General features: G+C 67.0%; 15 protein-coding genes and 1 other RNA gene. 11 read left to right on the top strand and 5 right to left on the bottom strand.

Features of this window, described 5'->3' with window-relative positions; genetic code table 11:
* Nucleotides 1-89: 89 nt before the first annotated feature.
* Entirely contained in the window at nucleotides 90-1,706 is a 1,617-nt protein-coding gene (locus ASF54_RS02000) for a GH25 family lysozyme (protein WP_055958184.1), read from the bottom strand.
* A gap of 283 nt (nucleotides 1,707-1,989) precedes the next feature.
* Between ASF54_RS02000 and ASF54_RS01995 the strand changes: the two genes are divergently transcribed.
* The 4 genes from ASF54_RS01995 to rnpB all read left to right on the top strand — a co-directional run bounded on the left by ASF54_RS01995 (nucleotide 1,990) and on the right by rnpB (nucleotide 5,424).
* Nucleotides 1,990-3,354, top strand: a complete 1,365-nt coding sequence (locus ASF54_RS01995) for a hypothetical protein (protein WP_157509980.1) — start codon at nucleotides 1,990-1,992, stop codon at nucleotides 3,352-3,354.
* Between the two features lie 25 nt (nucleotides 3,355-3,379).
* Nucleotides 3,380-4,204, top strand: a complete 825-nt coding sequence (locus ASF54_RS01990) for a Nif3-like dinuclear metal center hexameric protein (protein WP_055958178.1) — start codon at nucleotides 3,380-3,382, stop codon at nucleotides 4,202-4,204.
* A gap of 44 nt (nucleotides 4,205-4,248) precedes the next feature.
* Nucleotides 4,249-4,989: a zinc ribbon domain-containing protein gene (locus tag ASF54_RS01985; protein ID WP_055958175.1), complete on the top strand. Its 741-nt coding sequence runs from the start codon at nucleotides 4,249-4,251 to the stop codon at nucleotides 4,987-4,989.
* Nucleotides 4,990-5,022: 33 nt separating this feature from the next.
* An RNA gene (rnpB, locus tag ASF54_RS10345) (RNase P RNA component class A) lies at nucleotides 5,023-5,424 on the top strand.
* Nucleotides 5,425-5,532: 108 nt separating this feature from the next.
* Here rnpB and ppgK read toward each other — a convergent pair.
* Complete coding sequence (gene ppgK / locus ASF54_RS01980; RefSeq protein ID WP_055958172.1) at nucleotides 5,533-6,294, bottom strand: polyphosphate--glucose phosphotransferase; 762 nt, start codon at nucleotides 6,292-6,294, stop codon at nucleotides 5,533-5,535.
* Between the two features lie 36 nt (nucleotides 6,295-6,330).
* The gene (gene map / locus ASF54_RS01975) at nucleotides 6,331-7,194 is read right to left on the bottom strand and encodes a type I methionyl aminopeptidase (protein ID WP_055958169.1); all 864 of its coding nucleotides are present in this window, start codon (nucleotides 7,192-7,194) and stop codon (nucleotides 6,331-6,333) included.
* 166 nt (nucleotides 7,195-7,360) lie between these two features.
* Between map and ASF54_RS01970 the strand changes: the two genes are divergently transcribed.
* Entirely contained in the window at nucleotides 7,361-9,583 is a 2,223-nt protein-coding gene (locus ASF54_RS01970; RefSeq protein WP_055958166.1) for a lectin-like domain-containing protein, read from the top strand.
* A gap of 108 nt (nucleotides 9,584-9,691) precedes the next feature.
* Nucleotides 9,692-9,877 carry an SPOR domain-containing protein gene (locus ASF54_RS01965; protein WP_055958165.1) on the top strand — a complete coding sequence of 62 codons (186 nt, stop codon included), beginning with the start codon at nucleotides 9,692-9,694 and terminating at the stop codon, nucleotides 9,875-9,877.
* Nucleotides 9,878-9,996: 119 nt separating this feature from the next.
* Here ASF54_RS01965 and ASF54_RS01960 read toward each other — a convergent pair whose 3' ends face one another.
* A complete protein-coding gene (locus tag ASF54_RS01960; RefSeq protein WP_055958163.1) occupies nucleotides 9,997-11,733 on the bottom strand; it encodes an NAD+ synthase in 1,737 nt (578 codons plus the stop codon).
* A 48-nt stretch (nucleotides 11,734-11,781) separates the two neighbouring features.
* Between ASF54_RS01960 and ASF54_RS01955 the strand changes: the two genes are divergently transcribed.
* The 5 genes from ASF54_RS01955 to ASF54_RS01935 all read left to right on the top strand — a co-directional run bounded on the left by ASF54_RS01955 (nucleotide 11,782) and on the right by ASF54_RS01935 (nucleotide 21,391).
* Nucleotides 11,782-13,119: a glutamine synthetase family protein gene (locus tag ASF54_RS01955; protein ID WP_055958161.1), complete on the top strand. Its 1,338-nt coding sequence runs from the start codon at nucleotides 11,782-11,784 to the stop codon at nucleotides 13,117-13,119.
* A gap of 50 nt (nucleotides 13,120-13,169) precedes the next feature.
* A complete protein-coding gene (locus ASF54_RS01950; RefSeq protein ID WP_055958159.1) occupies nucleotides 13,170-16,166 on the top strand; it encodes a bifunctional [glutamine synthetase] adenylyltransferase/[glutamine synthetase]-adenylyl-L-tyrosine phosphorylase in 2,997 nt (998 codons plus the stop codon).
* A 497-nt stretch (nucleotides 16,167-16,663) separates the two neighbouring features.
* On the top strand, nucleotides 16,664-18,223 hold the full coding sequence (locus ASF54_RS01945) for a glycosyltransferase (RefSeq protein WP_055958158.1): 1,560 nt from the start codon (nucleotides 16,664-16,666) through the stop codon (nucleotides 18,221-18,223).
* Nucleotides 18,216-19,865: a glycoside hydrolase family 26 protein gene (locus ASF54_RS01940; RefSeq protein ID WP_055958155.1), complete on the top strand. Its 1,650-nt coding sequence runs from the start codon at nucleotides 18,216-18,218 to the stop codon at nucleotides 19,863-19,865. The genes ASF54_RS01945 and ASF54_RS01940 overlap by 8 nt, the downstream gene beginning before the upstream one ends.
* Nucleotides 19,866-19,957: 92 nt before the next feature.
* On the top strand, nucleotides 19,958-21,391 hold the full coding sequence (locus ASF54_RS01935) for a UDP-glucose dehydrogenase family protein (RefSeq protein WP_055958152.1): 1,434 nt from the start codon (nucleotides 19,958-19,960) through the stop codon (nucleotides 21,389-21,391).
* Between the two features lie 332 nt (nucleotides 21,392-21,723).
* Here the strand turns inward: ASF54_RS01935 and glnA are convergent, their stop codons facing one another.
* Nucleotides 21,724-23,148: a type I glutamate--ammonia ligase gene (gene glnA / locus ASF54_RS01930; RefSeq protein ID WP_055958150.1), complete on the bottom strand. Its 1,425-nt coding sequence runs from the start codon at nucleotides 23,146-23,148 to the stop codon at nucleotides 21,724-21,726.
* Nucleotides 23,149-23,223: the final 75 nt, after the last annotated feature.

The raw sequence follows: 23,223 nt of genomic DNA, 5'->3' as shown, positions 1-23,223 counted from the left end.
GATCAGGCTCCACTCGAAAGAGCAGGATCCGAGACCACACGAGGTCTCGGATCCTGCTCTCTGTCGTTTCTTGGGCCGTAATCGGCAGGTCAGCCGACGAACAGCCTGGTGCCCCAGCTCGTCGAGCTTCCGAAGGCCTTGCGGGCGGCGAACGGGGTGGCGGCCTTGCCGGTTCCGGGGAACAGGTAGGTCTTGCCCGAGGTGCCGACACCGATCAGATCGGCTTTGCCGTCTCCGGTGATGTCACCCGGGGTGAAGAGGCGCTTGTAGCTGTTCCAGCCGGAGCTCGCCAGGGTCGAGCCACGGAGGCTGCCGCTCGAGGGGGTGTGCGTGTACAGAGCGAGTCGGCCGGCGGAGTCGCGCGCGAGCAGGTCGGCGTTTCCGTCTCCGGTGAAGTCGCCGGCGCCTACGAGTGCGGTCTTGGAGTTCCAGCCCGAGCCGAACTGCACGCGGCCCTTGAATGTGCCGTTGCCCGCGCCGAGGTAGGCCCAGAGCACTCCGACCTTGTCGACCGCGACGAGATCGGCGATACCGTCGCCATTGAAGTCACCGGCGGAGGTGATGTTCGACAGGGCGCTCCAGCCTTTGGCGGCGGTCACGCGAGTGCCCAGTTTGCCCGTGGCGCCGATCGGGAAGTAGTACAGCGTGCCCGACGACGACCGCGCGTAGAGGCCGGCATACCCCGACGACTTGATCTTTCCTACCGCAGCGAAGGCGTTGTACGACTTCAGGCCGGAGCCCATCGCGACACTCGACGACGAGAGGAGGTACCCCTTGGCGTTGCCCTTGTAGAAGTAGGCCCCGCCGGCCGACGACACCACGAGCAGGTCGTTCTTCTTATCGCCGTTGAAGTCGTGCAAACGCGGCGCGGTGCTCGTGCCGTGGCCGTAGGTGGGGTCGGCGAGGAGGTGGAGCGACGTGAGGGTGCCGTTGTAGACGTCCTGGTCGTAGTCGGTGCCGCCGTTGCCCGCGGTGTTCTTCCCCTCGCGCCACTGCCACATGGTCCAGGTCGCCCAGCTCGATGGGATGGCCCCGACCGTGGAGTCGTAGCTGGCCTGCCAGAGGGCGGTTCCGGCGAACGTTTTCGTCGAGTTGCCGACGCACTCTGTCCAGAAATCGCGCGAGGTGTAGATGATCGGGGTGCGGCCGACCTTCGCCGTAACCTCGGCCAAATACGACTTGATCCACGATTGGAGCTGCGTAGGCGTCATGCCGAAGCAGGCGTTGATCGTCGTCTGCTGATTGTTCTTCTCGATGTCGAGGACCGGAGGCAACGTCTGGCCCCCAGCGGACCAGAGCTTGCCCTGGGCGGTGTCAGACGCCTTTGATGCGAAATAGTCCGCCTGCGTGATCGCGTTCTTCGTCAGATTCGTCGAGGGCAGGTTGGGAGCAGCGAGGTGGTACGCACCTCGAATAAGGCCCGCGTTGTACGCGCCGTTCCACTGATCGGCGAACGCCTCGTTCGTCACCTTGTAGCCGCCGCTCGCCTTGATGAGCGCGAACTGCACACCGGCGGCCTTCTGTGCGGTCCAGTCGACGTCGGGGTTGCCCTGGAAGTGGCTTTGCCACTCCGAGACATCGATGCCCTTCGGAAAGCTGGACGACGGCGCAGCCACCGCCGCCGAAGCCCCGGCGACGGCCACGAGAGCCGACACGGTCACGGTGGCGAGGCCGACGGCGACCCGGCGGCGGATGGAACGATGCATGCGCTTCCCCCTCGGAAGACGATCTGAACAAGCCTTTGCCGACGCACGCTGACAGGCGCACGTGCAATCGGCGCTCTCACCCTAAGCGCTCACCCCCGTCACCCGCATTAGTCACTTACAGCCTCTCAGCCCGTCGGTAGCCGGGTGAGTGTCCGCGATCTGCTGATGAATCGGGCCGGGTATCAGCAGATCGGGGACAATGACGAACACTCACGGGGGAGTGAGACGAGAGTGCGCGGCGCGTCATGACAAATACCGACATGTGAGCGCATATCATTCCGCCATGGAACACCAGCGCGAGTCGAGCAGTTTAGGGGTGGTGACAGCCATCATGGAGGCCGACGAACGCCCCGCCGAGACTCCTCAGACCGACGATATCCCCACCGTGAGCGCAACCTCCGAGACCGCAGTCATCGAGGGCTCAGTCATCACCAGCCCGGTCACCGAGAGCGCAGCTACCGACGACTCGCTCGCAGCTCCGAACGACCTCGACGACTTTCCCGAAGACACCCTCGTTCCCGAGCCGGTCGAGCGCAGCTTCCCCCAGCCTCCCGAGCGCGGCTCGCTGGAAGACGAACACCTCGTCCCTCTCGTCGGACGCCACACCGACGACACCGCGACGATCGACCTGATCGGCATCTTGCAGGCGCAGATGCAGCTCCGCGCCACCGAAGCCGCGCGCTTCGCCGCCTGGGAGGCCGAGATCCGCCGGATCGGCACCGACGAGGCTCTCGAAGAGCTCGAGAAGACCCGCCTGCACTTCACCGGCGTGATTCCGATTCAGAGCGGCCCGCCCCTCATCTCCGTCGACCGCACGCCGCCGCCCACCACAGAGTCGACACCGACCGAGCTCGATGCACACGCGAGCTCAAGCAAGAACGCAGACCCGCGCGCTGACAAAGACGCCGCCGCCGCTGAGCTCGTCACGGTCGACCAGACCCCCACGGGCGAAGGACTCGTTCCGCTCCGACTCCGCAAGACGGCCGCAGAGCTCCCCGTCGTGACCGCCGGTGACATCCCCGCGGTCGACGACGCGTCGAGGAACGTCCACGCCGAGCGCGCCCGCCTCGCCGACGAAGAACTGCTCGAGCACGGAACCCCCACATCACCCGGCCAGCCCAGTGCCGAGGCGGGCGTTCCCGCCCGGGCGAGCACCAGGATCCTGGTCGCCTCGCTTTCCGCCCTCGCGGTCGTCGTCGTGATCGCAGCCGTCCTCGTCAACGCCATCGGTGCACCGGTCACCCCCTCCGCCGCGCTCGGAGCGATCGCCGTTCCGGCCGCGGCCTGGATCGGCATCGCCCTGGGGCGCATCGCGCTCCGCACCCGGGCGGCCGCGGGCAGCATGTCGAACCGCTCGTCCGGTCTGACCCTCGCTCTCGCGGTCGTCGTCGGCGTCGTCATCGGCGAAGGACTAATTCGAACCACGTCGTCCGCCTTCGCCTGGCAGGGGTACCTCCTGTCGCTGGTGCAGGTGCACGGCGTGCCCCGCGAGCTCTCCGTCGTCGGGGGTCTCGCAGCGGCGCTTGTGCTGGCATTCGTAATCGTCGTTGCTGTCGACGGTCGTAAGGGCCCGGCCGGCGACCGATTGGCCAGCGCGCCTGACGGCTCGGCTACCGATTCCCCAGGCTCGACCGCCGCCCGAGCCTGAATCGCCGGTCGACTAGGCTTGACCGGTGGTCACACTCGAAGCCGTCGGCGCAGCCGTCGAAGCACTCTGGCCCCTCTCGGGAGCCTCTGGCTGGGATTCCCCGGGGCTCGTCTCTGGTGATCCGACCGCGACTGTGGGCCGCATTCACCTTGCAGTCGACGCGGTACTCGATACCGCCGATGAGGCGATCGAGGTCGGCGCCGATCTGCTGCTCGTCCACCACCCGCTGCTGTTCCACGGTGTGACGAGCGTCGCCGAGTCCACGACCAAGGGCGCTGTGCTCGCTCGACTCATTCGCGGATCCTGCGCACTTCTTGCTGCCCACACCAATGCCGACGTCGTCGGGACCGGCACATCGCGAGCGATCGCAGCCCGATTGGGCCTCGTCGATCAAGCTCCGCTCGAGACGTCGTCTGGCGATTCCACCGGCACGACCGGGCTCGGCATCGTCGGGCGCCTGCCGCAGCGGGTCACACTCGTGGCTCTCGCCCGAGCCCTCGCCGACATCCTGCCGCCGGTCGCCGGGGGAGTCCGCGTGGCCGGGGCATCCGACCGGGTTATCCAGACCGTCGCCCTGTGCGGCGGTGCGGGCGACTCGCTGCTCGACAACCCGTCCGTCGTGGGCGCCGACGTCTACATCACCAGCGACCTCCGCCACCACCCGGCCTCCGACGCGCGCGACCGCATGCTTCTCGGGCAGGGCCCGGCGCTCGTCGACGTGTCGCACTGGGCCAGCGAATGGCTCTGGCTCGACACGGCGGCCGCAGAGCTGCGCGCCGCCCTTCCCGGCGTCGAGGTCTCCGTCTCGGAGCTCCGCACCGACCCCTGGGATTTCGCCGTCCTCCAGTGAGACCGGCTCCTTCCGCTTTCCGCACCGAACGCAAGTGAGACTTAATGCCCCAGAAAGCCAGCCCCGCCGACCAGGCGCTCCTGCTCGACCTGCAGCGCCTCGACACGACAGCGCAGCAGCTTGCCCACCGCGCTCGCCAGCTGCCCGAGAACGCCCAGCTCGCCGAATACGAGAAGCAGACAGCCGCCCTCCGCGTGCGCCTGACTTCCGAAGAAGCCGTCTTCGAGGCGGCTCGCCGCGAACTGACCCGCGTCGAATCCGACGTGACCGTCGTCGAGGCGCGAATCGCGAGAGATCGGGAACGACTCCAGTCGTCGTCAGCGCCCAAAGACATCCAGGCTCTCGAACAGGAGCTCACGGCACTCGCCTCGAGGCAGAGCAACCTCGAAGACATCGAGCTGGAGGTGATGGATCGGGTCGAACAGACCAGCGCCGTCGTCGCCGGCACGCAGTCCGAACTCGACGCGATCGCCGCTTCGAAGACCGAGCTCGCCACCTCGCGCGAAGCGTCGCTCGCCCAGATCGAATCCGAGCGAGGCCACGCCATCGCCGACCGTGAGACGATCGCCGGCCGCATCCCCGCCGACCTCCTCGCCCTGTACGAGCGCCAGCGCGAGCGCTACGGAGTCGGAGCCTCCCACCTGCGTGCTCGGGTCTCGAGCGCCAGCGGCGTCGAACTCACCGGCAGCGACCTGGCGGCGGTCCGTTCCGCCGCCCCCGACGACGTGCTGCTCTGCCCCGACAGCCAGGCCGTCCTGGTGCGGACGGACGAGTCGGGCATCTGACCCGAGCCCACCCCGCTAGGCTTGTCTCGCGAATGGGTCGGCAAGACGGTCGCGTCGCGGAGCTCGCAAGGGCATCGCGCCGAGGAACGTCCGGGCTCCACAGAGCAGGGCGGTGGGTAACACCCACCCGGGGCAACCCGCGAGACAGTGCAACAGAAAGTAGACCGCCACGGCGCCCTCTTCGGAGGCGCGACGGGGTAAGGGTGAAACGGTGGTGTAAGAGACCACCAGCGGTTCGGGTGACCGACCGGCTAGGTAAACCTCGCCCGGAGCAAGGTCAGACAGAGGGCGCATGAGACTGCTCGTCCAGCCCTCGGGTAGACCGCTAGAGCGCTGCGGCAACGTAGAGCCGAGATAGATGGCCGTCCATGCCTCACCGGTTGCGCAAGCGGCTGCGAGGCAAGACAGAACCCGGCGTACTAGCCGGCCCATTCGCCCACGACCGAAACAGGCGAAGGATCCAGCAGCCCGTTGCCGGGGTGCCGGATCCTTCGCCTGTTATCGTTCTGCCGCTCCTGCGAGCGACGGCCCGAAACGACTGCCCTAGAAGGACGGCTTCGACTCGGCTGCCAGGGCCGCGGCCCCGAGGATGCCCGCGTTGTTGCGCAGCTTCGCCGGCACGATCTCGGCGCGCAGGTCGAGGAGCGGCAAGAATTCGTCGTAGTGCTTCGACACGCCGCCGCCGACGATGATCAACCGAGGGTAGAGCAGCGCCTCGAGGCGGGAGTAGTACTTCTGCAGGCGCTTGGCCCAGTGCTTCCAGCTGAGGTCATCGCGCTCCTTGGCGGCGAACGAGGCCTTCGTCTCGTAGTCTTTGCCCTCGATCTCGAGGTGGCCAAGCTCGGCGTTGACGATGAGGACACCGTCGTGGATGAGTGCGGTGCCGATACCGGTGCCGAGGGTGGTCATGATGACGAGACCTGCGACACCCTTCGCGGCACCGAACTGCGACTCGGCGTACCCGGCGGCGTCGGCGTCGTTGACGAAGTGGATCGGCTTTCCGAGGGTCGACTCGAAGAGCTTCTCGGCCTCGAAGTCGATCCACTTCTTCGAGACGTTGGCGGCCGAGAGGGTCTTGCCATCCATGATGGCGGCGGGAAAGCACACGCCGACGTGCAGTTCAGTTGCGTCGTCGCCGAGCTCTTCGATGATCTCTTTGACGACGGCGACGATGGCATCCGGTTCGCCGCCCGCCGGGGTCGGCTTCTTGATGCGATCGGTGACGAGCTCGCCCGACTCGACGTCGACGATGGCGCCTTTGATGCCGGTACCGCCGATGTCGATGCCCACTGCCTTGGTGGTCATGGGGAACTGCCTTTCTAAAGGGGAGGGGTGGAGTGTCTAGTAGGTGGTGAGGACTTCGGCGCCGCGCTCGGTGACGACCATGGTGTGCTCGAACTGGGCGGTGAGAGAGAAGTCGCGGGTGGTGACCGTCCAGTCGTCGGCCCAGATATCGGCGTCGACACCGCCGAGCGTGAGCATGGGTTCGATCGTGAACACCATCCCGACCTCCATGACGTCGTCGAACTGCGGCGCGTCGTAGTGGGGAATGATGAGGCCGGAGTGGAACGCGCGGCCGACGCCGTGGCCGGTGTAGTCGCGGACGACCCCGTAGCCGAAGCGCTTGGCGTACATCTCGATCGCTCGGCCGATCACGTTGACCTGGCGCCCCGGGGCGACGGCTTTGATGCCGCGGTTCAGAGCTTCGCGGGTGCGCTCGACGAGGTCGACGGTCGTCTGGGGCGCGTCGCCGACGACGAACGTGCGGTTGGTATCGCCGTGAACGTCGTTCTTGTACGCGGTGATGTCGATGTTGACGATGTCGCCGTCGAGCAGCACGGTGTCGTCGGGGATTCCGTGGCAAATGACCTCGTTCACCGACGTGCACACCGATTTCGGAAACCCCCGGTAGCCGAGGGTGGACGGGTAGGCGCCGTGGCTGGTGACGTAGTCGTGCGCGATCACGTCGAGCTGCTCGGTCGTCACGCCCGGTCGTATCGCCTCGCCTACGGCGGTGATGGCATCGGCGGCGATCCGGCTCGACTCGCGGATCAACTCGATGGTGGCCGCGTCGTAGACGTCACCGCCCATGTAATCCGCGGGAGCCGCCTTGCCGACGTACTCGGGACGAACGATCGACGAGGGGACCGGTCGCAGCGGCGAGATCCGGCCGGGGGTCAGATGACCGTGTGAGTCCCGGGGCATGCGTTCCAGCTTAGGGGTCAGCCGGCCTTGCCGGCGTACGGGCGACCGCGGTACCCGAGCGGCTGGAAGCGGCCCCGGTAGTTATCCCCAGGGGCAGACCGGTCTGGTTGCGCATACCAATATCAGATGCCAATATGGCCGAATTATCCCCGCGTGAAAGGCCCCCATGCACCCCACAAGACCCCGTCGCACCGTCGCGGCCGTTGCCGTCGCCGCCGTTGTCACAGCGCTCGCTCTCCCCGCCGCGACGGCAGAGGCGAGCGCAGCGCCCCGAGACTTCCCCCTGCCCTTCGAGCAGAACTTCACCGCCGGTGCCGCGGGCGGCACGCTGCTCGACGACGCGGCCGTCGACACCGGCTGGCTCCGGCTCACGACCGACACTGCGCATCACAAGGGGTCATGGATCACCGACGAGCCGTTCGACACCACCCTCGGCCTCGACATCACCTTCGACTACGGCATGTACGCCGACGCACTGGGCGGCGACGGTATTTCGTTCTTTCTCGCCGACGGTGACGCCCAGCCCGCCACCGGTGCTCACGGCGCAGGGCTCGGCTATTCCTGCATGTCGACGACCGCGAGCGTCGGCGACTGCACCATCCCCGGCGTGCCGGGCGGCTATCTCGGCATCGGCTTCGACGAGTTCGGCAACTTCAGTCTGCCCCTCAACAACTCGGGCCCGGGCAGGGCACCGAGCTCGATCGCAGTCCGCGGATCGGGCGACGGTCTCGTCGGCTACCCCTATCAACTCGGCGCCCCGGCACCCGGCGGTTCGCTGATGACGGGAGACCGGGCCGGCGCACGCTCGGCACGCATCCGCATCCAGCCCGCGGGCAAGGCGGTCAGGTTCACCGTCCAGACCAACCGTGGCGGCGACACTCCCCTCGAGACCGTCTTCGACGACGTCGACGTCAACACCTGGTCGGGCCAGGCGAGCCTGCCGCCCACGCTCCGTCTCGGTTTCGCGGCCTCCACCGGCACGGCGAAAAACCTTCACGAGATCGACAACCTGCGGGTGACCGTCCCCGCCGACCTGGCCATCTCCAAGACCGGGCCCGCCGAGGTGGTTCCCGGCCGGGCGATCTCCTGGGAGGTCACGGCGACAAACCCGGGCGAGAATCCCGTGGCGAATGCCCTCGTACGCGATTCCGTCCCGTCGTCCGTGTCGGGGGTGACCTGGTCGTGCGCCGCCTCGGCTGGCTCCGCCTGTCATGAGGCGTCAGGATCCGGCAACACGCTTGCCACCCACACCGATCTCAATCCCGGAGGCAGCGCCACCTACCGCCTGACCGGCACGGTCGATCCCGCAGCCACGGGCGTCCTCGACAACACCGCCACCGTCGAGGTGCCTGCCGACCGGAACGACGGCGATCTGTCGAACAACACCGCCACCGCGTCCACAGCCCTCACACCGCAGGCCGAGATCAGCACGACGAAGACGTACGCACTCCTCGACCAGACCGACGAGCTCGTCGCGCCCGGCGAAGACTTCACCTACACGATCACCGCTCAGAACGCGGGGCCCTCCAGCGCTCGCGCGATCGGTGCCACCGACGCGCTGCCCGCCGGTATCCACTTCGTGGCATCCGACGATGGCTGCACGGCCACGGGCCAGAACGTGACCTGCTCGTCGACCGAGACCCTCGCCGTCTCGGGCTCGAAGGCGTTCACCTTCACCGCCCGGCTCGACGCCGACTACGTCGGCGACGGCTCCGACCTCGCAAACATCGGAGTGGCCACCTCACCCGACGATGCCGACGGAGGCACCCCCTCCGAGCCTGTCACCATCCCGGTGACCGATCCGCCGAAGGCCGAACTCACGACCGACAAGCGCGCCGTACTCGGCGGGGGAAAAGACACCGTCGCGCCGGGCGATTCGCTCGACTACGTGATGACGGCGACGAACAACGGCACGGCCCCGGCGACCGACGTCGGCATGGTCGACGACCTTCCGCGCGGCCTCACCTTCACCGCGGGCGACGACTGCACCGCCACGGGGCAGCGGGTCACCTGCGCGTCCGACCGCACGCTCCGCCCGGGGGAGTCGACGAGCTTCCGCATCACGACCACGCTCGACCCGGCCTACGCCGGAGACGGAGCCGACCTCGGCAACATCGCGATCGCAACCTCTTCGAGTGATGCCGATGGGGCGGATCCTTCTCCCCGGGTGTTCATCCCCGTCGCTCAGGGCGAGGAGCCGTCCGGGCCCCCGTCATCGCCGAACCCTGTGGCGGCCGCCGGTTCCGGGTCGGTGTCCGGGCCGAGCACACCACTGCGGCTCGCCTTCACCGGATCGCAGGGGATCGCCGGTGTCGTCGCACTCGCCCTCGCTCTAGGGGCCGCGGGCGTGGGCCTGGTCGGCGCGTCTCGCCGTCGGCGTCGTTCGTGACCGTGCTGCCGTGAGGGGGCTCGGTTGAGCGAGCTGGCGTGGGCGCGCCTGCAGTAGCGCCCTGGCCGCCAACCGAAACGGGTCGGCGGCCAGGGGTAGGGTCAATCCATGGCTGACAGCGATCACGAATTCTGGTTCAACACGAAGACGCATCAGGTCGAGGAGGGCATGGTGTCGCCCGCCGTCGACCGGGCAGGGCCCTACGCCACCCGCGAAGAGGCCCAGCACGCGCTCGAGCGCATCAAGGCAAACAGCGAGAAGTGGGCCGCCGAAGAGGCTGCGGGCGACCGCTGAGCTAAACAGAGCGGTGGCCGAGCCCCTCACAACGGGTCGAGGCCACCTGAAACGGACTAGGCGACGTGCCGCGGCACGTCGCTTAGTCCGTTTGGCGTCTGCTAAGGCCCGGGCGCCGCCTACAGCGACGTCGGGCGGTACGTGATCGGCAGTCGGCGGTCGCGCCCGAAGGCCATGCCCGAGATCTTCGGCCCGATCGCACCCTGGCGGCGCTTCCACTCCGATCGATCGACGAGCTTCGTCACCTCCGCAACGATGTCGGCGTCGTACCCGAGCGCGACGACGTCGGCCGCACCGAGAGCCTTCGTGATGTAGGCGTCGAGAATCCCGTCGAGGATCTCGTACGGCGGCAGCGTGTCTTCGTCGACCTGGCCCGGGCGGAGTTCGGCCGACGGCGGCTTTGTGATGGAGTTCTCGGGGATCGGGCCGCGCAAGCCCTGCGCCTCGGCATGCCGGTTGCGCCACTTCGCCAGCTCCCAGACCATCGTCTTCGGCACGTCTTTGATCGGGGCGAAGCCGCCGACCGAGTCTCCGTAGATGGTCGAGTAGCCGACCGAGAGTTCGGTCTTGTTGCCGGTCGTGAGAACGAGGTGCCCGTGGAGGTTCGAAAGACCCATCAGGATCAGCGCCCTCGCCCGGGCCTGCACGTTTTCGGCGGCGAGCCCGGTCAGTTTCAGCTGCCGCTCGAACGGGGCGACGAGATCGGCGATGGGTTCGGTGGAGTACTGCACCCCGATGCGCTCGGCGACGTCGTCGGCATCGCTGCGGGAGTGGTCGGACGACCACTGCGACGGCATCGACACTCCGTAGACGCGATCGCCACCGATGGCGTCGGCCGCGATGGCCGCGCAGACGGCCGAGTCGATTCCGCCGGACAGGCCGAGGATCACCGACCTGAAGCCGTTCTTCTCGATGTAGTCGCGGGTGCCGACGACGAGGCCCTCCCACAGCTGCTGGAGGTCGTCGGGGAGCTCGGCGATGTCGGGCGCGACGGCGTCGAGCTGGCCGACGGGTCGCGTGTCGACGTCGACGCGGCGGATGCCGGCCGGCATGGTGCGGCCGGTCGACTGCTCGGGGTCGAGATCGACGACGAGCAGGTGTTCTTTCCACTGCGGCGCCCGGGCGAGGATCGCGCCCGAGCCGTCGACCACGACGCTGTCGCCGTCGAAGAGCAGGTCGTCTTGACCGCCGACGATGTTCACGTAGGCGACGACGGTGTCGTTCTCGGTGGCGCGGTGGGTCACGAGGGGGAGGCGCACCTCGTCTTTGTCGGCGATCCAGGGGCTCGCGTTGATCACGAGCAGGAGGCCGGCACCGGCCTCCATGACGCGCCCGACCGGGCCGCCGTCACGCCAGAGGTCTTCGCAGATGATGACGGCGACGTCGACGCCTTTGAGACGGACGACGAGCAGTTCGTCGCCGGGAATGAAGACGCGGTATTCGTCGAAGACGGAGTAGTTCGGCAGGTGGTACTTGGCGGTGGTCGTCACGACACGCCCGCCCTGCAACACACTGGCGCAGTTCTTGGCGATCGCCGTGGGGGCGTTCGACGTGTCGAGTAGTCGCGGTTCGAAGGGACCGTCAGGATGCCCGACGATGACGGCGAGGTCGCCGAGCCCCTCGGCCTGCAGCCGCTCGGCGAGCTGCTCGACCGCGTGCCTCGACGCTTTCAAGAAGCTGGGGCGCGACGCGAGGTCTTCGATCGGATAGCCGGTGAGACTCATCTCACCGCTGGCGACGAGGTCGGCTCCCGCTGCTCGGGCCGCGCGAGCGGCTTCGACGATCTGGTCTGCGTTGCCCGCGAGATCCCCGACGACGGGGTTGGTCTGAGCGAGCGCCAAGCGGAGTCGGGGCATAGCCACTAGCCTACTAATGGCTTCGAGCCGGCATCAGAAAGGGCCTGAATGGACAAGCAAACAGACTTCGTTCTTCGCACCATCGAAGAGCGGGGCATCAAGTTCATCCGACTCTGGTTCACCGACGTGATCGGCACCCTCAAATCGGTGGCTATTGCTCCCGCCGAGGTCGAGGGCGCCTTCGCCGAGGGCGTCGGCATCGACGGCTCGGCGATCGAGGGCCTCACCCGGTCGTTCGAGGCGGACGTGCTGGTGCACCCCGATCCCACCACCTTCCAGATCCTTCCCTGGCGCGGCACCGAAGACCCCACCGCCCGGATGTTCTGCGATATCGCGACGCCCGATGGCGCGCCGGGTGTGTCGGATCCTCGGAACGTGCTCAAGCGGACCCTGGCGCGCGCGGGCGACCGCGGCTTCACCTTCTACACGCACCCCGAGGTCGAGTTCTACCTGCTCAAGTCGTCGAAGATCGGCCCGGAGGGCCCCGTGCCCGTCGACACGGCCGGCTACTTCGACAACGTTCCGGGTGGCACCGCTCACGACTTCCGCCGACGCTCGGTGCGCATGCTCGAAGACCTCGGCATCTCGGTCGAGTTCAGCCACCACGAGGCCGGCCCCGGCCAGAACGAGATCGACCTTCGCTACGCCGATGCGCTGACGATGGCCGACAACATCATGACCTTCCGCACCGTGGTCAAAGAGGTCGCCATCGAGCAGGGCGTGTACGCCACGTTCATGCCGAAGCCGCTTCAGGGTCACCCGGGGTCGGGCATGCACACGCACCTCTCGCTGTTTGAGGGCGACGCGAACGCCTTCTACGAGGCGGGCGCCGAATACCAGCTCTCGAAGATCGGCCGCCAGTTCATCGCCGGCCTGCTGAAGCACGCCCCCGAGATCACCGCCGTCACCAACCAGTTCGTCAACTCGTACAAACGCCTCTGGGGTGGCGACGAGGCGCCGAGCTTCGTCACGTGGGGCCACAACAACCGCTCCGCCCTGGTACGCGTGCCGCTCTACAAGCCCAACAAGGGTCAGTCGAGCCGGGTCGAATACCGCGCCATCGACTCCGCGGCCAATCCCTACCTCGCGTTCTCACTTCTGCTCGCCGCTGGCCTGAAGGGCATCGAGGAGGGCTATGAGCTCCCCGCCGAGGCCGAAGACAACGTCTGGAGCCTCACCGACGCCGAACGCCGTGCTCTCGGCTACAACCAGCTGCCGGCAAGCCTCGACCACGCTCTCTCGCTCATGGAAGACAGCGAGCTCGTGGCCGAGACTCTCGGCGAGCACGTCTTCAATTACGTGCTGAAGAACAAGCGCCAGGAGTGGAAAGACTACCGAGCACAGGTCACGCCGTTCGAGCTGCGTTCGAACCTCGAGATGCTCTAGCCGAGCCGTCTTCGCGGACGACGACACCGACAACGACGACGAGCCCCACCGTGCCCCGATCAGCCACCGCGCTCTCCGATCTGGCACGGCTGGGGTTCGCCGATCTTCGGGCGAGTCGCGATCGCCTCGACGAGTTGATCGACCGGGAGCCCCTGGTCGAGAGCTACGTCGCTGCGATCTCTCGGAGTGCAGACCCGGATCAGGCTCTCGTCCGCCTCGGTCGACTGATCGAGCGCGCCCCCGACGAGACACGGGTGTTTCTCGGAGCGGAGACCCTCCCGAGCCCCACGCGCGCCGACGAGCGTCCGGGCGATCGCCTCATGCTCGTGCTGGGTGCCTCCGAGGGTCTCGCCGACTTCCTGGTCCGGCGTCCGGCATCGCTCCGCGCGCTGCTCAGCAAGGTCTGGACCGTCCCGCATCAAGACGATTACGAGCGCGACTTGCTGTCCGCCGTCGGCGACCTCACCGGCGATGCCGCCCGCACGGCGGTGCGGGTCGCGTACCGCGAGTGCCTGGTCTCGCTCACGGCCTTCGACCTCACGCTCTACGACCCCGTGGCCGGGCTCGACGTGGTCGCGTCGGCTTTGGCCGACCTCGCGGGTGCCGCGCTCGAGGCAGCCCTCGACGTGGCCCGCCGCGAAGTCGCGTTCCCCGCCGACGAGGTCGCCCAAACGAGGCTCGCCATCCTCGCCATGGGCAAGACGGGGGCGCGCGAGCTGAACTACATCAGCGACGTCGACGTCGTCTTCGTCGCAGAAGGGACGGATGGCCTCGAGTCCGCTCGCGCCGTCGAGATCGCGACCCGCCTCGCGATTCACACGACCCGGACGCTCTCCGACCTCGCCCCCGAGGAGCCCCTCTGGGAGGTCGACGCGAACCTGAGACCGGAAGGAAAGAACGGCGCCCTCGTTCGCACCCTGTCGTCGCATCTCGCCTACTACGAGCGCTGGGCGAAGGGATGGGAGTTCCAGGCACTCCTGAAGGCCCGGCCCATCGCTGGCGACCGCGAACTCGGCTCGGAGTACGTCGAGAAGCTCGCGCCCCTCGTGTGGTCGATCGCGTCGACCGAGAACTTCGTCGAGTCCACTCAGCGCATGCGAGAGCGTGTCACAGCGCACATCCCGTCCGCGGAGGTGGATCAGCAGCTGAAGCTCGGCCCCGGGGGCTTGCGCGACATCGAGTTCACCATCCAGCTGCTGCAACTCGTGCACGGTCAGAACGACCCGTCGATCCGGCAGCGCTCGACCCTGGGAGCGCTGGGTGCCCTTGCGGCAGAGGGCTACGTCGGACGCGCCGAAGCGGCTGAATTCAACCGCGACTACCGCGAGCTCCGCCTGCTCGAGCACCGCATCCAGCTCTCGCGAATGCGACGTACGCACCTGATGCCGACCGACGAAGAAGCCCTCCGCGTTCTCGCCCGGGCCACGGGGTTGGCGACCAGCGCGGCAGGGCTCGTCGAGCACTGGCACGCCATAAAGAGGAGGGTCCGCAGCCTGCACGAGCGGCTGTTCTATCGCCCTCTTCTCTCGGCCGTGGCTCGCCGCCCCGATGCCGATCTGGCGCTCACGACCACGTCGGCCATCGCTCGACTCCAGGCGATCGGCTTCCGCGACCCCAAGGGTGCGCTGGGTCACATCGCGGCGATGAGTGCGGGGGTCTCTCGCCGCGCCAGCATCCAGCGGCACCTGCTGCCGGCCATGATGCAGTGGTTCGCCGAGGGCACCGATCCCGATCTGGGCCTGCTGGCGTTCCGCCGCCTGAGCGACGGACTGGGCGAGAGCTACTGGTTCCTCCGCATGCTCCGCGACTCGTCGGGCGCCGCAAAGAGACTCACCACGGTCTTGTCGTCGTCGCGCTTTGCGGGCGATCTGCTCGAGCGCATCCCCGAGGCCGCGTCCTGGCTCGAAGACGACGCCGATCTGCATCCCCGGGCCCTGCCGACGTTGCTCGACGAGGCGATGGCGACGGTGGCGCGACACGACACCTCGCTCCAGGCAGCCACCGTCCTGCGGACCGCCCGTCGCCGCGAGATCCTCCGTCTCGCGCTCGGTGCGATCGTGGGTGTCATCACGGTCGAACAGCTCGGCAAGGGCCTGTCCGACATCATGTCGGCGGCCATCTCGGGTGCACTTGCCCTCGCCCGACGCGACGATCGACTCCGACACGGGGGAGACGACCTGGAGTTCGCTGTCATCGCGCTCGGCAGGTACGGCGGAGAAGAGCTGGGGTTCGGCTCCGACGCCGACGTGCTCTACGTCTTCCGATCCGATCCCGGCACCCCCTCGGCGCAGCAGCGGGCGGCGCAGATCGTCGCCGATCTCAAGAGGTTCACCGACGACCCTCTCGTGCCCCTCGACCTCGACGCCGATCTCCGCCCCGAGGGCAAGAACGGCCCCGTCGCCCGATCGCTCGACAGCTATGCCGCCTACTACGCCCGCTGGGCTCTGACCTGGGAGGCCCAGGCCCTTCTGCGCGCCCGATCGGTCGCGGGCGACGACGACCTGCGCGTCGCCTTCGAGGCCCTCGCCGACACGGTCCGGTACCCCCAATCGCTCTCTGAGCAGGATGTCCGCGAGGTCAAACGGTTGAAGGCCCGGGTCGAATCGGAGCGCCTGCCGAAGGGCGCCGACCCGACCAGGCACCTGAAACTCGGTCGTGGGTCTCTCAGCGACGTGGAGTGGTTCGTGCAGCTGATCCAGTTGCAGCACGCGGGCTCCGTCGAGGCGCTGCGTACGACCTCGACGCTCCGCGCTCTGCAGGCTGCTGTCGACACCGGGTTTGTCGCGGAGACCGACGCGGAGCGCCTCCGGGAGGCCTGGCTGATCGCCTCCCGGGCCCGATCCGCCGTCATGCTCTGGACTTCCCGCACCAGCGACCTGCTGCCCTCCGACCGTCGGCAGCTCGAGGCCGTCGCCCGACTGCTCGAGTATCCCGCGGGCTCGGCATCCGACCTCGAAGAAGACTATTTGGCGGTCACGCGTCGGTCGCGTCAGGTGTTCGAGGCGGGTTTCTACGGCATCGAGAAGTCGCCTCGACCGACGAGCTGACGCGTTCCTCCGAGCTCGACACGCCCGAGATGCACTCTGCGTGAGGATTACTCTCACCGGGTTAACCCGTACCCCGAAATCACCCCCTGTACCCCGAATAAGATGACGGGGAGGTTACGCACGCAAGTCGCCCGATCACCCGGTGGTGAGAGGCCCGAAATGCAACCGTAATAGTGGGCCACTCAGAAAGACCCCTCGGAACACACCCGGATCCTTGGCTCTGATCAGCACTTTTAACGCACCCAAGGATCCGCCCTTCCGCGATCCGCTCGACCCCGCGGTAGAAACCCCTCGCACCTCGATACCGACCAATCACCTGTCGGCACTTTGGGCGACACGTTTCGGGGGACTTCGACGTACCCCGATCCGGCCGATGCCACCCCACTGTGAGGGACAGCTTGAAACGCCCCCGGCCATGGGTTAGAAATTCACTACCCGAACGACCGATTCCCCGATGACGTGGAAGCCACCCCCTTTCCACCACAGCAGGCGGCATCGTGCTCACGTTCATCCTTCAAATTCGTCATGAGATCCAGGGTCACCCCGAGGTCTACCTCTTCACCGTCTACTCGATCATGATCTGGGTCCTCTGGATCATCAAGGTCGTGATCTCGCGGAACTACCGCCCCTTCACCGGGCACTACACCGGCACGACCAGCGTCGTGGTTCCCGTCGTGGACGAACCGGAGGACCTCTTCCGCGACGTCATCGGCCGCATGGTCGAGCAGAAACCCGACGAGATCATCGTCGTCATCAACGGCAAGCCGAACCCGGTGCTGCAGGGCATCTGCGAGGAATTCGCCCCGCTGGTGCAGTGGACTCACACCCCGATCCCTGGCAAGCGCAACGCCGTCATGATCGGCACGGAGCTCTCGACCGGCGACATCACCGTGCTGGTCGACTCCGACACCGTGTGGACGGAGGGCACGCTCGAGGAGCTGCTCAAGCCGTTCGCGCAGGCCAACGTCGGTGGAGTGACCACGCGCCAGCGGATCCTCGAGCCCGAGCGCTCCTGGATCACCCGCTGGGCCGACTGGCTCGAGAACAGCCGCGCGCTCTACTCGATGCCCGCTCAGAGCGTGCTCGGCCAGATCGGGTGCCTTCCCGGTCGCACCATCGCGTTCCGCCGCGAGATCCTCGTCCGCGTCATGGACAAGTTCATGACCGAGAAGTTCATGGGCGTCTTCCTCGAAGTGAGTGACGACCGCACCCTCACGAACCTCACGCTCAAAGAGGGCTACCGCACCGTGTACCAGTACACGAGCCTCGTCTACACGGACGCACCGCTCCAGATCAAGAAGCTGTTCAAGCAGCAGCTCCGCTGGGCTCGCGGCAGCCAGTACAACACCCTCCGGATGATGCCGTGGATGCTGGGGCACGCCCCGATGCTCGCGTTCTTCTTCGCGATGGACATCGTCCTGCCGTTCGTCCTCCTCGGCGTCGTCGGCGGCTGGATCTACAACGCAGCCACGCACCAGGGCACGAACCTCTACACGGGCATCCTCCACGAATACGGATTCCGATCGGGGGTCGTCGCGATCGTCGTGCTGATGGTCGCCTCGTCGGTGCTCAGCATGGCCATACGGCAGATGCGCCACCTCTCTGAAAAGCCCGGCGATTTCATCCGCCTCCCCGTCTTCATCATCGTGTCGACGTTCTTCCTGATGCCCATCCGCATCATCGGCTTCTTCCGCATGGGCCACTCGGCCGGCTGGGGGACCCGAGCCGGGGCCTACTCCGGCGGAGTCGTCACCGAGGAGGTCCAGCACGAGGTGGATCGCCGCGAAGACGCGATGGAGACGCCCCTCGACGCCCTTGAGGCGCAGTTCACCGATACTCCCGGCCAGCCCACCGTCGACACACTGTTCGACTTCGGCACGTCCGACGCCCCCGAATCCGGCACCGTGCTCGTCAAGAGCCGCCGCCGGGCCAAGACGGCCGTCTCGGCCGCTCCCACCGCTAAGGTGCCCGCCCGACGCAAGCTCAACCCGAAAGCCGCATGGCCGTACCTGATCGGTGCCGTCATCATCATCCTGGAGGCTCTCTTCATTGTCTGACTACTCATCCGGCGGAGTCACGCCGCTCAGCACGGGTGGAGCCTTCTGGTCGACCGGCAAGAAGAATTCCCGCCGTTCCGCCCTCGGTGCCACCGCCATCGTCGTCCTCCTCGGGCTCATCTCCTGGATGGTTTGGATGTCGCCCACCGACAATGTGGTGCGCAAGGTCGTCGGCGACGTCGTCCAACCGATCTCGACCAACATGGCTCTCAAAAACGATCGTGCCGACCTGCTCACGCAGCTCGTGTCGTCGAAGTCGCAGCTCACCGATCAGTCGGTAGAGATCGCCGAGCTCAAGAAGCAGCTGGCGGCGGCCGACGGTAAGTCGGAGTCGCTGTCGTCGAAGCTGTCGAACGCCATGGCCGCCCAAGCTCAGACGTCGGGCAAAGCCGACTCGCTCGCCAGCCAGCTCGCCGCAGACGGAGGGAAGACCGCTGACAGCGGTGCTTCCACGCTCGGCGGCGGCAGCATCAACGGTGGAGCGTCGACGGGCACCGATTCCGGAACGGGAACGGGAACAGGACCCGGCGCCGGAACCGACGCCGGGTCGGGAGACGGAACCGGTGCAGGAAACGGTGGCGGAACAGGCTCGGGTGGCGGTTCTGGCGGGGGAGACACACCCATCGGACCCATCGTGCCGCCGACCCCGAGCCTCGCCTCGATCAAGAACCCGACGAACCGCTACTTCGGCCTCTACACCGCGCAGTCGCCGTTCAGCTGGTCGGAGTTCGACGACGTCAGCTCGAAGGTCGGTGTTCAGCCGAACTCGGCCGGCTACTTCCAGGGATGGGACAAGGACTTCCGCGCCGACGCCGTCCAGCGCTCCTGGGCCAAGGGCGATCTGCCCATCATCACCTGGGAATCCCAGTCGTCGACGGCCGGCAACAACCAGGCCGATCAGCCGGAGTACTCCCTCGGCAACATCATCCGAGGCGACTTCGACACCTACCTGAAGAAGTACGCCGACGACATCGTCGCAAACGGCCAGCCCGTCGGCATCCGCCTCGACCAGGAGATGAACGCGACCTGGTATCCCTGGTCGGAAGACGACGGCCACGGGAACTCCGTCAACGGCAATTCGGCCGGGCAGTACGTCGCCATGTGGCAGCACGTCCACGACATCTTCTCCGCCCAGGGCGCCAATGCCTACGTCAACTGGATCTGGGCTCCGAACCGCGTCAACAACCTCACCAAGACGCACAAGACGCTCGAGTACACAAAGTCGCTTTATCCGGGAGACGCCTACGTCGACTGGATCGGGATGTCCGGGTACGAACGTCCGTCGGGCGACGGGCCCCAGGACGGCTCGTTCGAAGACACCTTCGCCGACACGCTCGCTCTTCTCCGGAATGTGCCCGACACCTCGAAGCCGATCTTCCTGGCGGAGATCGGAGCCACCGAGGGCGGGGGCCTCAAGGCGGGCTGGATCGACAAGTTGTTCACCGCGCTCTCGCTGCCGGAGAACAAAGACATCATCGGATTCTCCTGGTTCAGCCTGACGGTCACCACGACTCTGAACAACCAGCTCGTTACCAACGATTGGCGCCTGAACTCGACCTCGACGGCTCTGCAGGCGTTCTCTGCCGGCATTGCTCGTTCAGACATCAATTACTCGCTGAGACCGGTGAAGTCCACTCCCTAGAGTCACTCGCTCGGCAACACCCTCGGGGCTGGCGCCCAGTTGGTCCGCCAGCCCCACCCCTCGACAGAAACAGCCCCACCTAGGAGATCACCATGAGCACTCCCAAGAAGACCAGCGACGTCTCTCCGTCGACCGACGCAGCGGCTGCGGGCAAGGGCCTCAAGCCCGTCATCTCGGTGATCGGCACCGGCTACCTCGGGGCGACCCACGCGGCCGCCATGGCCGAGATGGGCTTCGACGTCATCGGCGTCGACACCGACCCCTCGAAGGTCGAGGCGCTCAGCGCCGGCCGCGTGCCGTTCTTCGAGCCCGGCCTGCCCGAGCTGATCGTGAAGCACGTCGGCACCGGTCGACTCCGCTTCACGAGCGACCTGCCCGACGCCGTCTCGATGGCCGACGTGCACTTCATCTGCGTTGGAACGCCGCAGCGCCGGGGGAGTCACGCCGCGAACCTGAGCTACGTCGAAGCCGCGACGAAGGCTGTCGCCGAGTCGCTGAGCCACGACGGCATCATCGTCGGAAAGTCGACGGTGCCGGTCGGAACCGCAGCCAAGCTCCGCAAGCTCGTCGCCGACGCGAAGCCGGCCGGCGTGGAGACGCAGGTCGTCTGGAACCCCGAGTTCCTCCGTGAGGCCCACGCCGTCGAAGACACATTGCGCCCCGACCGCATCGTGTTCGGCGGCACTGACGCGAAGAGCGAGGCGATCCTGCGCGAGGTGTACGCCGAGCCAATCGCGACCGGCACCCCCGTCATCTCGTGCGACCTCGCCACGGCCGAGCTGGTCAAGGTCAGCGCCAACGCGTTCCTCGCCACGAAGATCTCGTTCATCAACGCGATCTCCGAGCTGTGCGAGGTCGCCGGGGCCGACGTCCGCGTTCTCGCCGACGCGCTCGGTTACGACGATCGCATCGGCCGCAAGTTCTTGAACGCCGGCCTCGGCTTCGGTGGCGGTTGCCTGCCGAAAGACATCCGTGCGCTCATGTCTCGGGCGAACGAGCTCGGCGCCCACCGTGTCGTCGGCCTCATGCAAGAGGTCGACGAGATCAACATGCAGCAACGCCAGCGGGTCATCGACCAGGCGATCGATGCGTGCGGCGGCTCCGTCCTCAACCGCAAGCTCGCCATCCTCGGGGCCGCCTTCAAGCCCGATACCGATGACGTACGCGACTCGCCGGCCCTCAACGTCGCTGCGGCCCTGCACCTGCGGGGTGCCCAGGTGCTCGTGGTGGATCCTGAGGCCTCCGCGACAGCGCAGCGCAGCTTCCCGACGCTCTCGTTCGCCGACAGCCTCGACGAGGCCGTGACCGACGCCGACGCCGTGCTCCTGCTGACGGAGTGGCCCGTGTTCATCAACGCTGACCCGGGGCACCTGGCCGAGCTCGCCGCCAACCCCATCGTGCTCGACGCCCGCAACGCGCTCGACACCGAGGTGTGGTCGGCCGCCGGCTGGGAGGTCCGGCCCCTCGGCGGACGCACGGTGCCGCGTCAGCGCCAGGCGTTCGAGAGTGCCGCGCTCGCCCTCTAGAGGTTCCCGAGCCCGGGCGGCTGCTGCACGGTGATGCGTGCGAACCCGCTCGATCTGGCGCAACCCGATACGCCAGTGAGACCCCGTTCCGACTCGCGTCGGGCGGGGTCTTCGTCGTTGCCCTCTGCGGTGGCCCCTCGTCCCGGCCGGCGTACGTTTCTCACTTGCAAATTTGAAGGAGAAACTCGCCGCGACGGCCCGGGATCGGCGAGATCTGGCCCGGGCGGGGCTGTTTCTCCTTCAAATTTGCAGCAGGCCCACGAAATGCGCCGGCCCCGCGCGCGAAAGGGCCCGCACCCTCGAAAGAGTGCGGGCCCCGAAGGCACGACGACTTAGACGCCGAAGTACATCTCGAATTCGAACGGGTGAGGACGCTGCGCCATCGGCAGGATCTCTTTCTCACGCTTGTACGCGATCCAGGTCTCGATGAGGTCTTCGGTGAAGACGTTGCCCTTGGTGAGGAACTCGTGGTCCTCTTCGAGGGCGATCAAGGCGGCGTCGAGCGAAGCCGGAACCTGGGGGATGTTCTTCGCCTCTTCCGGGGGAAGCTCGTACAGGTCTTTGTCGACGGGCTCGTGAGGCTCGATGCGGTTCTGGATACCGTCGAGGCCGGCCATGAGCTGCGCGGCGAAGGCGAGGTACGGGTTCGACGCCGCGTCGGGGACGCGGAACTCGATGCGCTTGGCCTTCGGGTTGGTACCCGTGATCGGGATGCGGATGGCAGCCGAACGGTTACCGGCCGAGTAGACCAGGTTGACGGGAGCCTCGAAGCCCGGGATCAGGCGGTGGTACGAGTTGATCGCGGGGTTCGTGAATGCCAGCACGGCGGGGGCGTGCTTCAGCAGACCACCGATGTACCAGCGCGCGATGTCGGAGAGTCCGCCGTAGCCGTTCTCGTCGTAGAACAGGGGCTTGCCATCGCTCCAGAGCGACTGGTGGGTGTGCATTCCCGAGCCGTTGTCGCCGAAGAGCGGCTTGGGCATGAAGGTCGCGACCTTGCCCCAGAGCTCGGCGGTGTTCTTGACGATGTACTTGAACTTCAGGATGTCGTCGGCCGCGTGGACCATCGTGTCGAACTTGTAGTTGATCTCCTGCTGGCCGCCGGTGCCCACCTCGTGGTGCGCACGCTCGAGCTCGAGGCCGGAGTCGATCAGCTTGAGGCTGATGTCGTCGCGGAGGTCGGCCGTCTTGTCGACGGGCGAGACCGGGAAGTAGCCACCCTTGTAGGCGGTCTTGTTGGCGAGGTTTCCGCCCTCTTCGGCGCGGCCGGTGTTCCAGGCGCCCTCTTCGGAGTCGACCGAGTAGAAGGAGGCGTTCTGCTTGACCTCGTAGCGGACGTCGTCGAAGACGTAGAACTCGGCCTCGGGGGCGAAGAACGCGGTGTCGGCGATGCCGGTGGAGGCGAGGTAGCGCTCGGCCTTCTTGGCGACCTGACGCGGGTCACGCGAGTAGAGCTCGCCGTTGCGCGGGTTGAAGATGTCGAAGACGAGGATCAGCGTGCGCTCGGCGCGGAACGGATCGACGTAGCCCGTGGTGACGTCGGGGATGAGCTGCATGTCGGACTCGTGGATCGACGCGAAGCCGCGGATCGAGGAGCCGTCGAAGAGCTGACCGACGGAGAAGAACTCCTCGTCGACCGTGGATGCGGGGATGTTGAAGTGCTGCTGCACACCGGGAAGGTCGGTGAAGCGGATATCAAGGAACTTGACGTCAGTGTCCTTGATGAAGCTCAGCACCTCGGAAGAATCTTTGAACATACGCGAAGGTCTCCAATGGGCGTGGAACGTGGGCGAAAGCGGGACGCCTCCAGTCATGAGGCTATTGACGGGCCG

The organism is Frondihabitans sp. Leaf304 (assembly GCF_001423105.1).
Taxonomy (GTDB): domain Bacteria; phylum Actinomycetota; class Actinomycetes; order Actinomycetales; family Microbacteriaceae; genus Frondihabitans.
The sequence above is the reverse complement of the archived record's forward strand: the minus strand, read 5'-3'. Positions and strand labels throughout refer to the sequence as shown.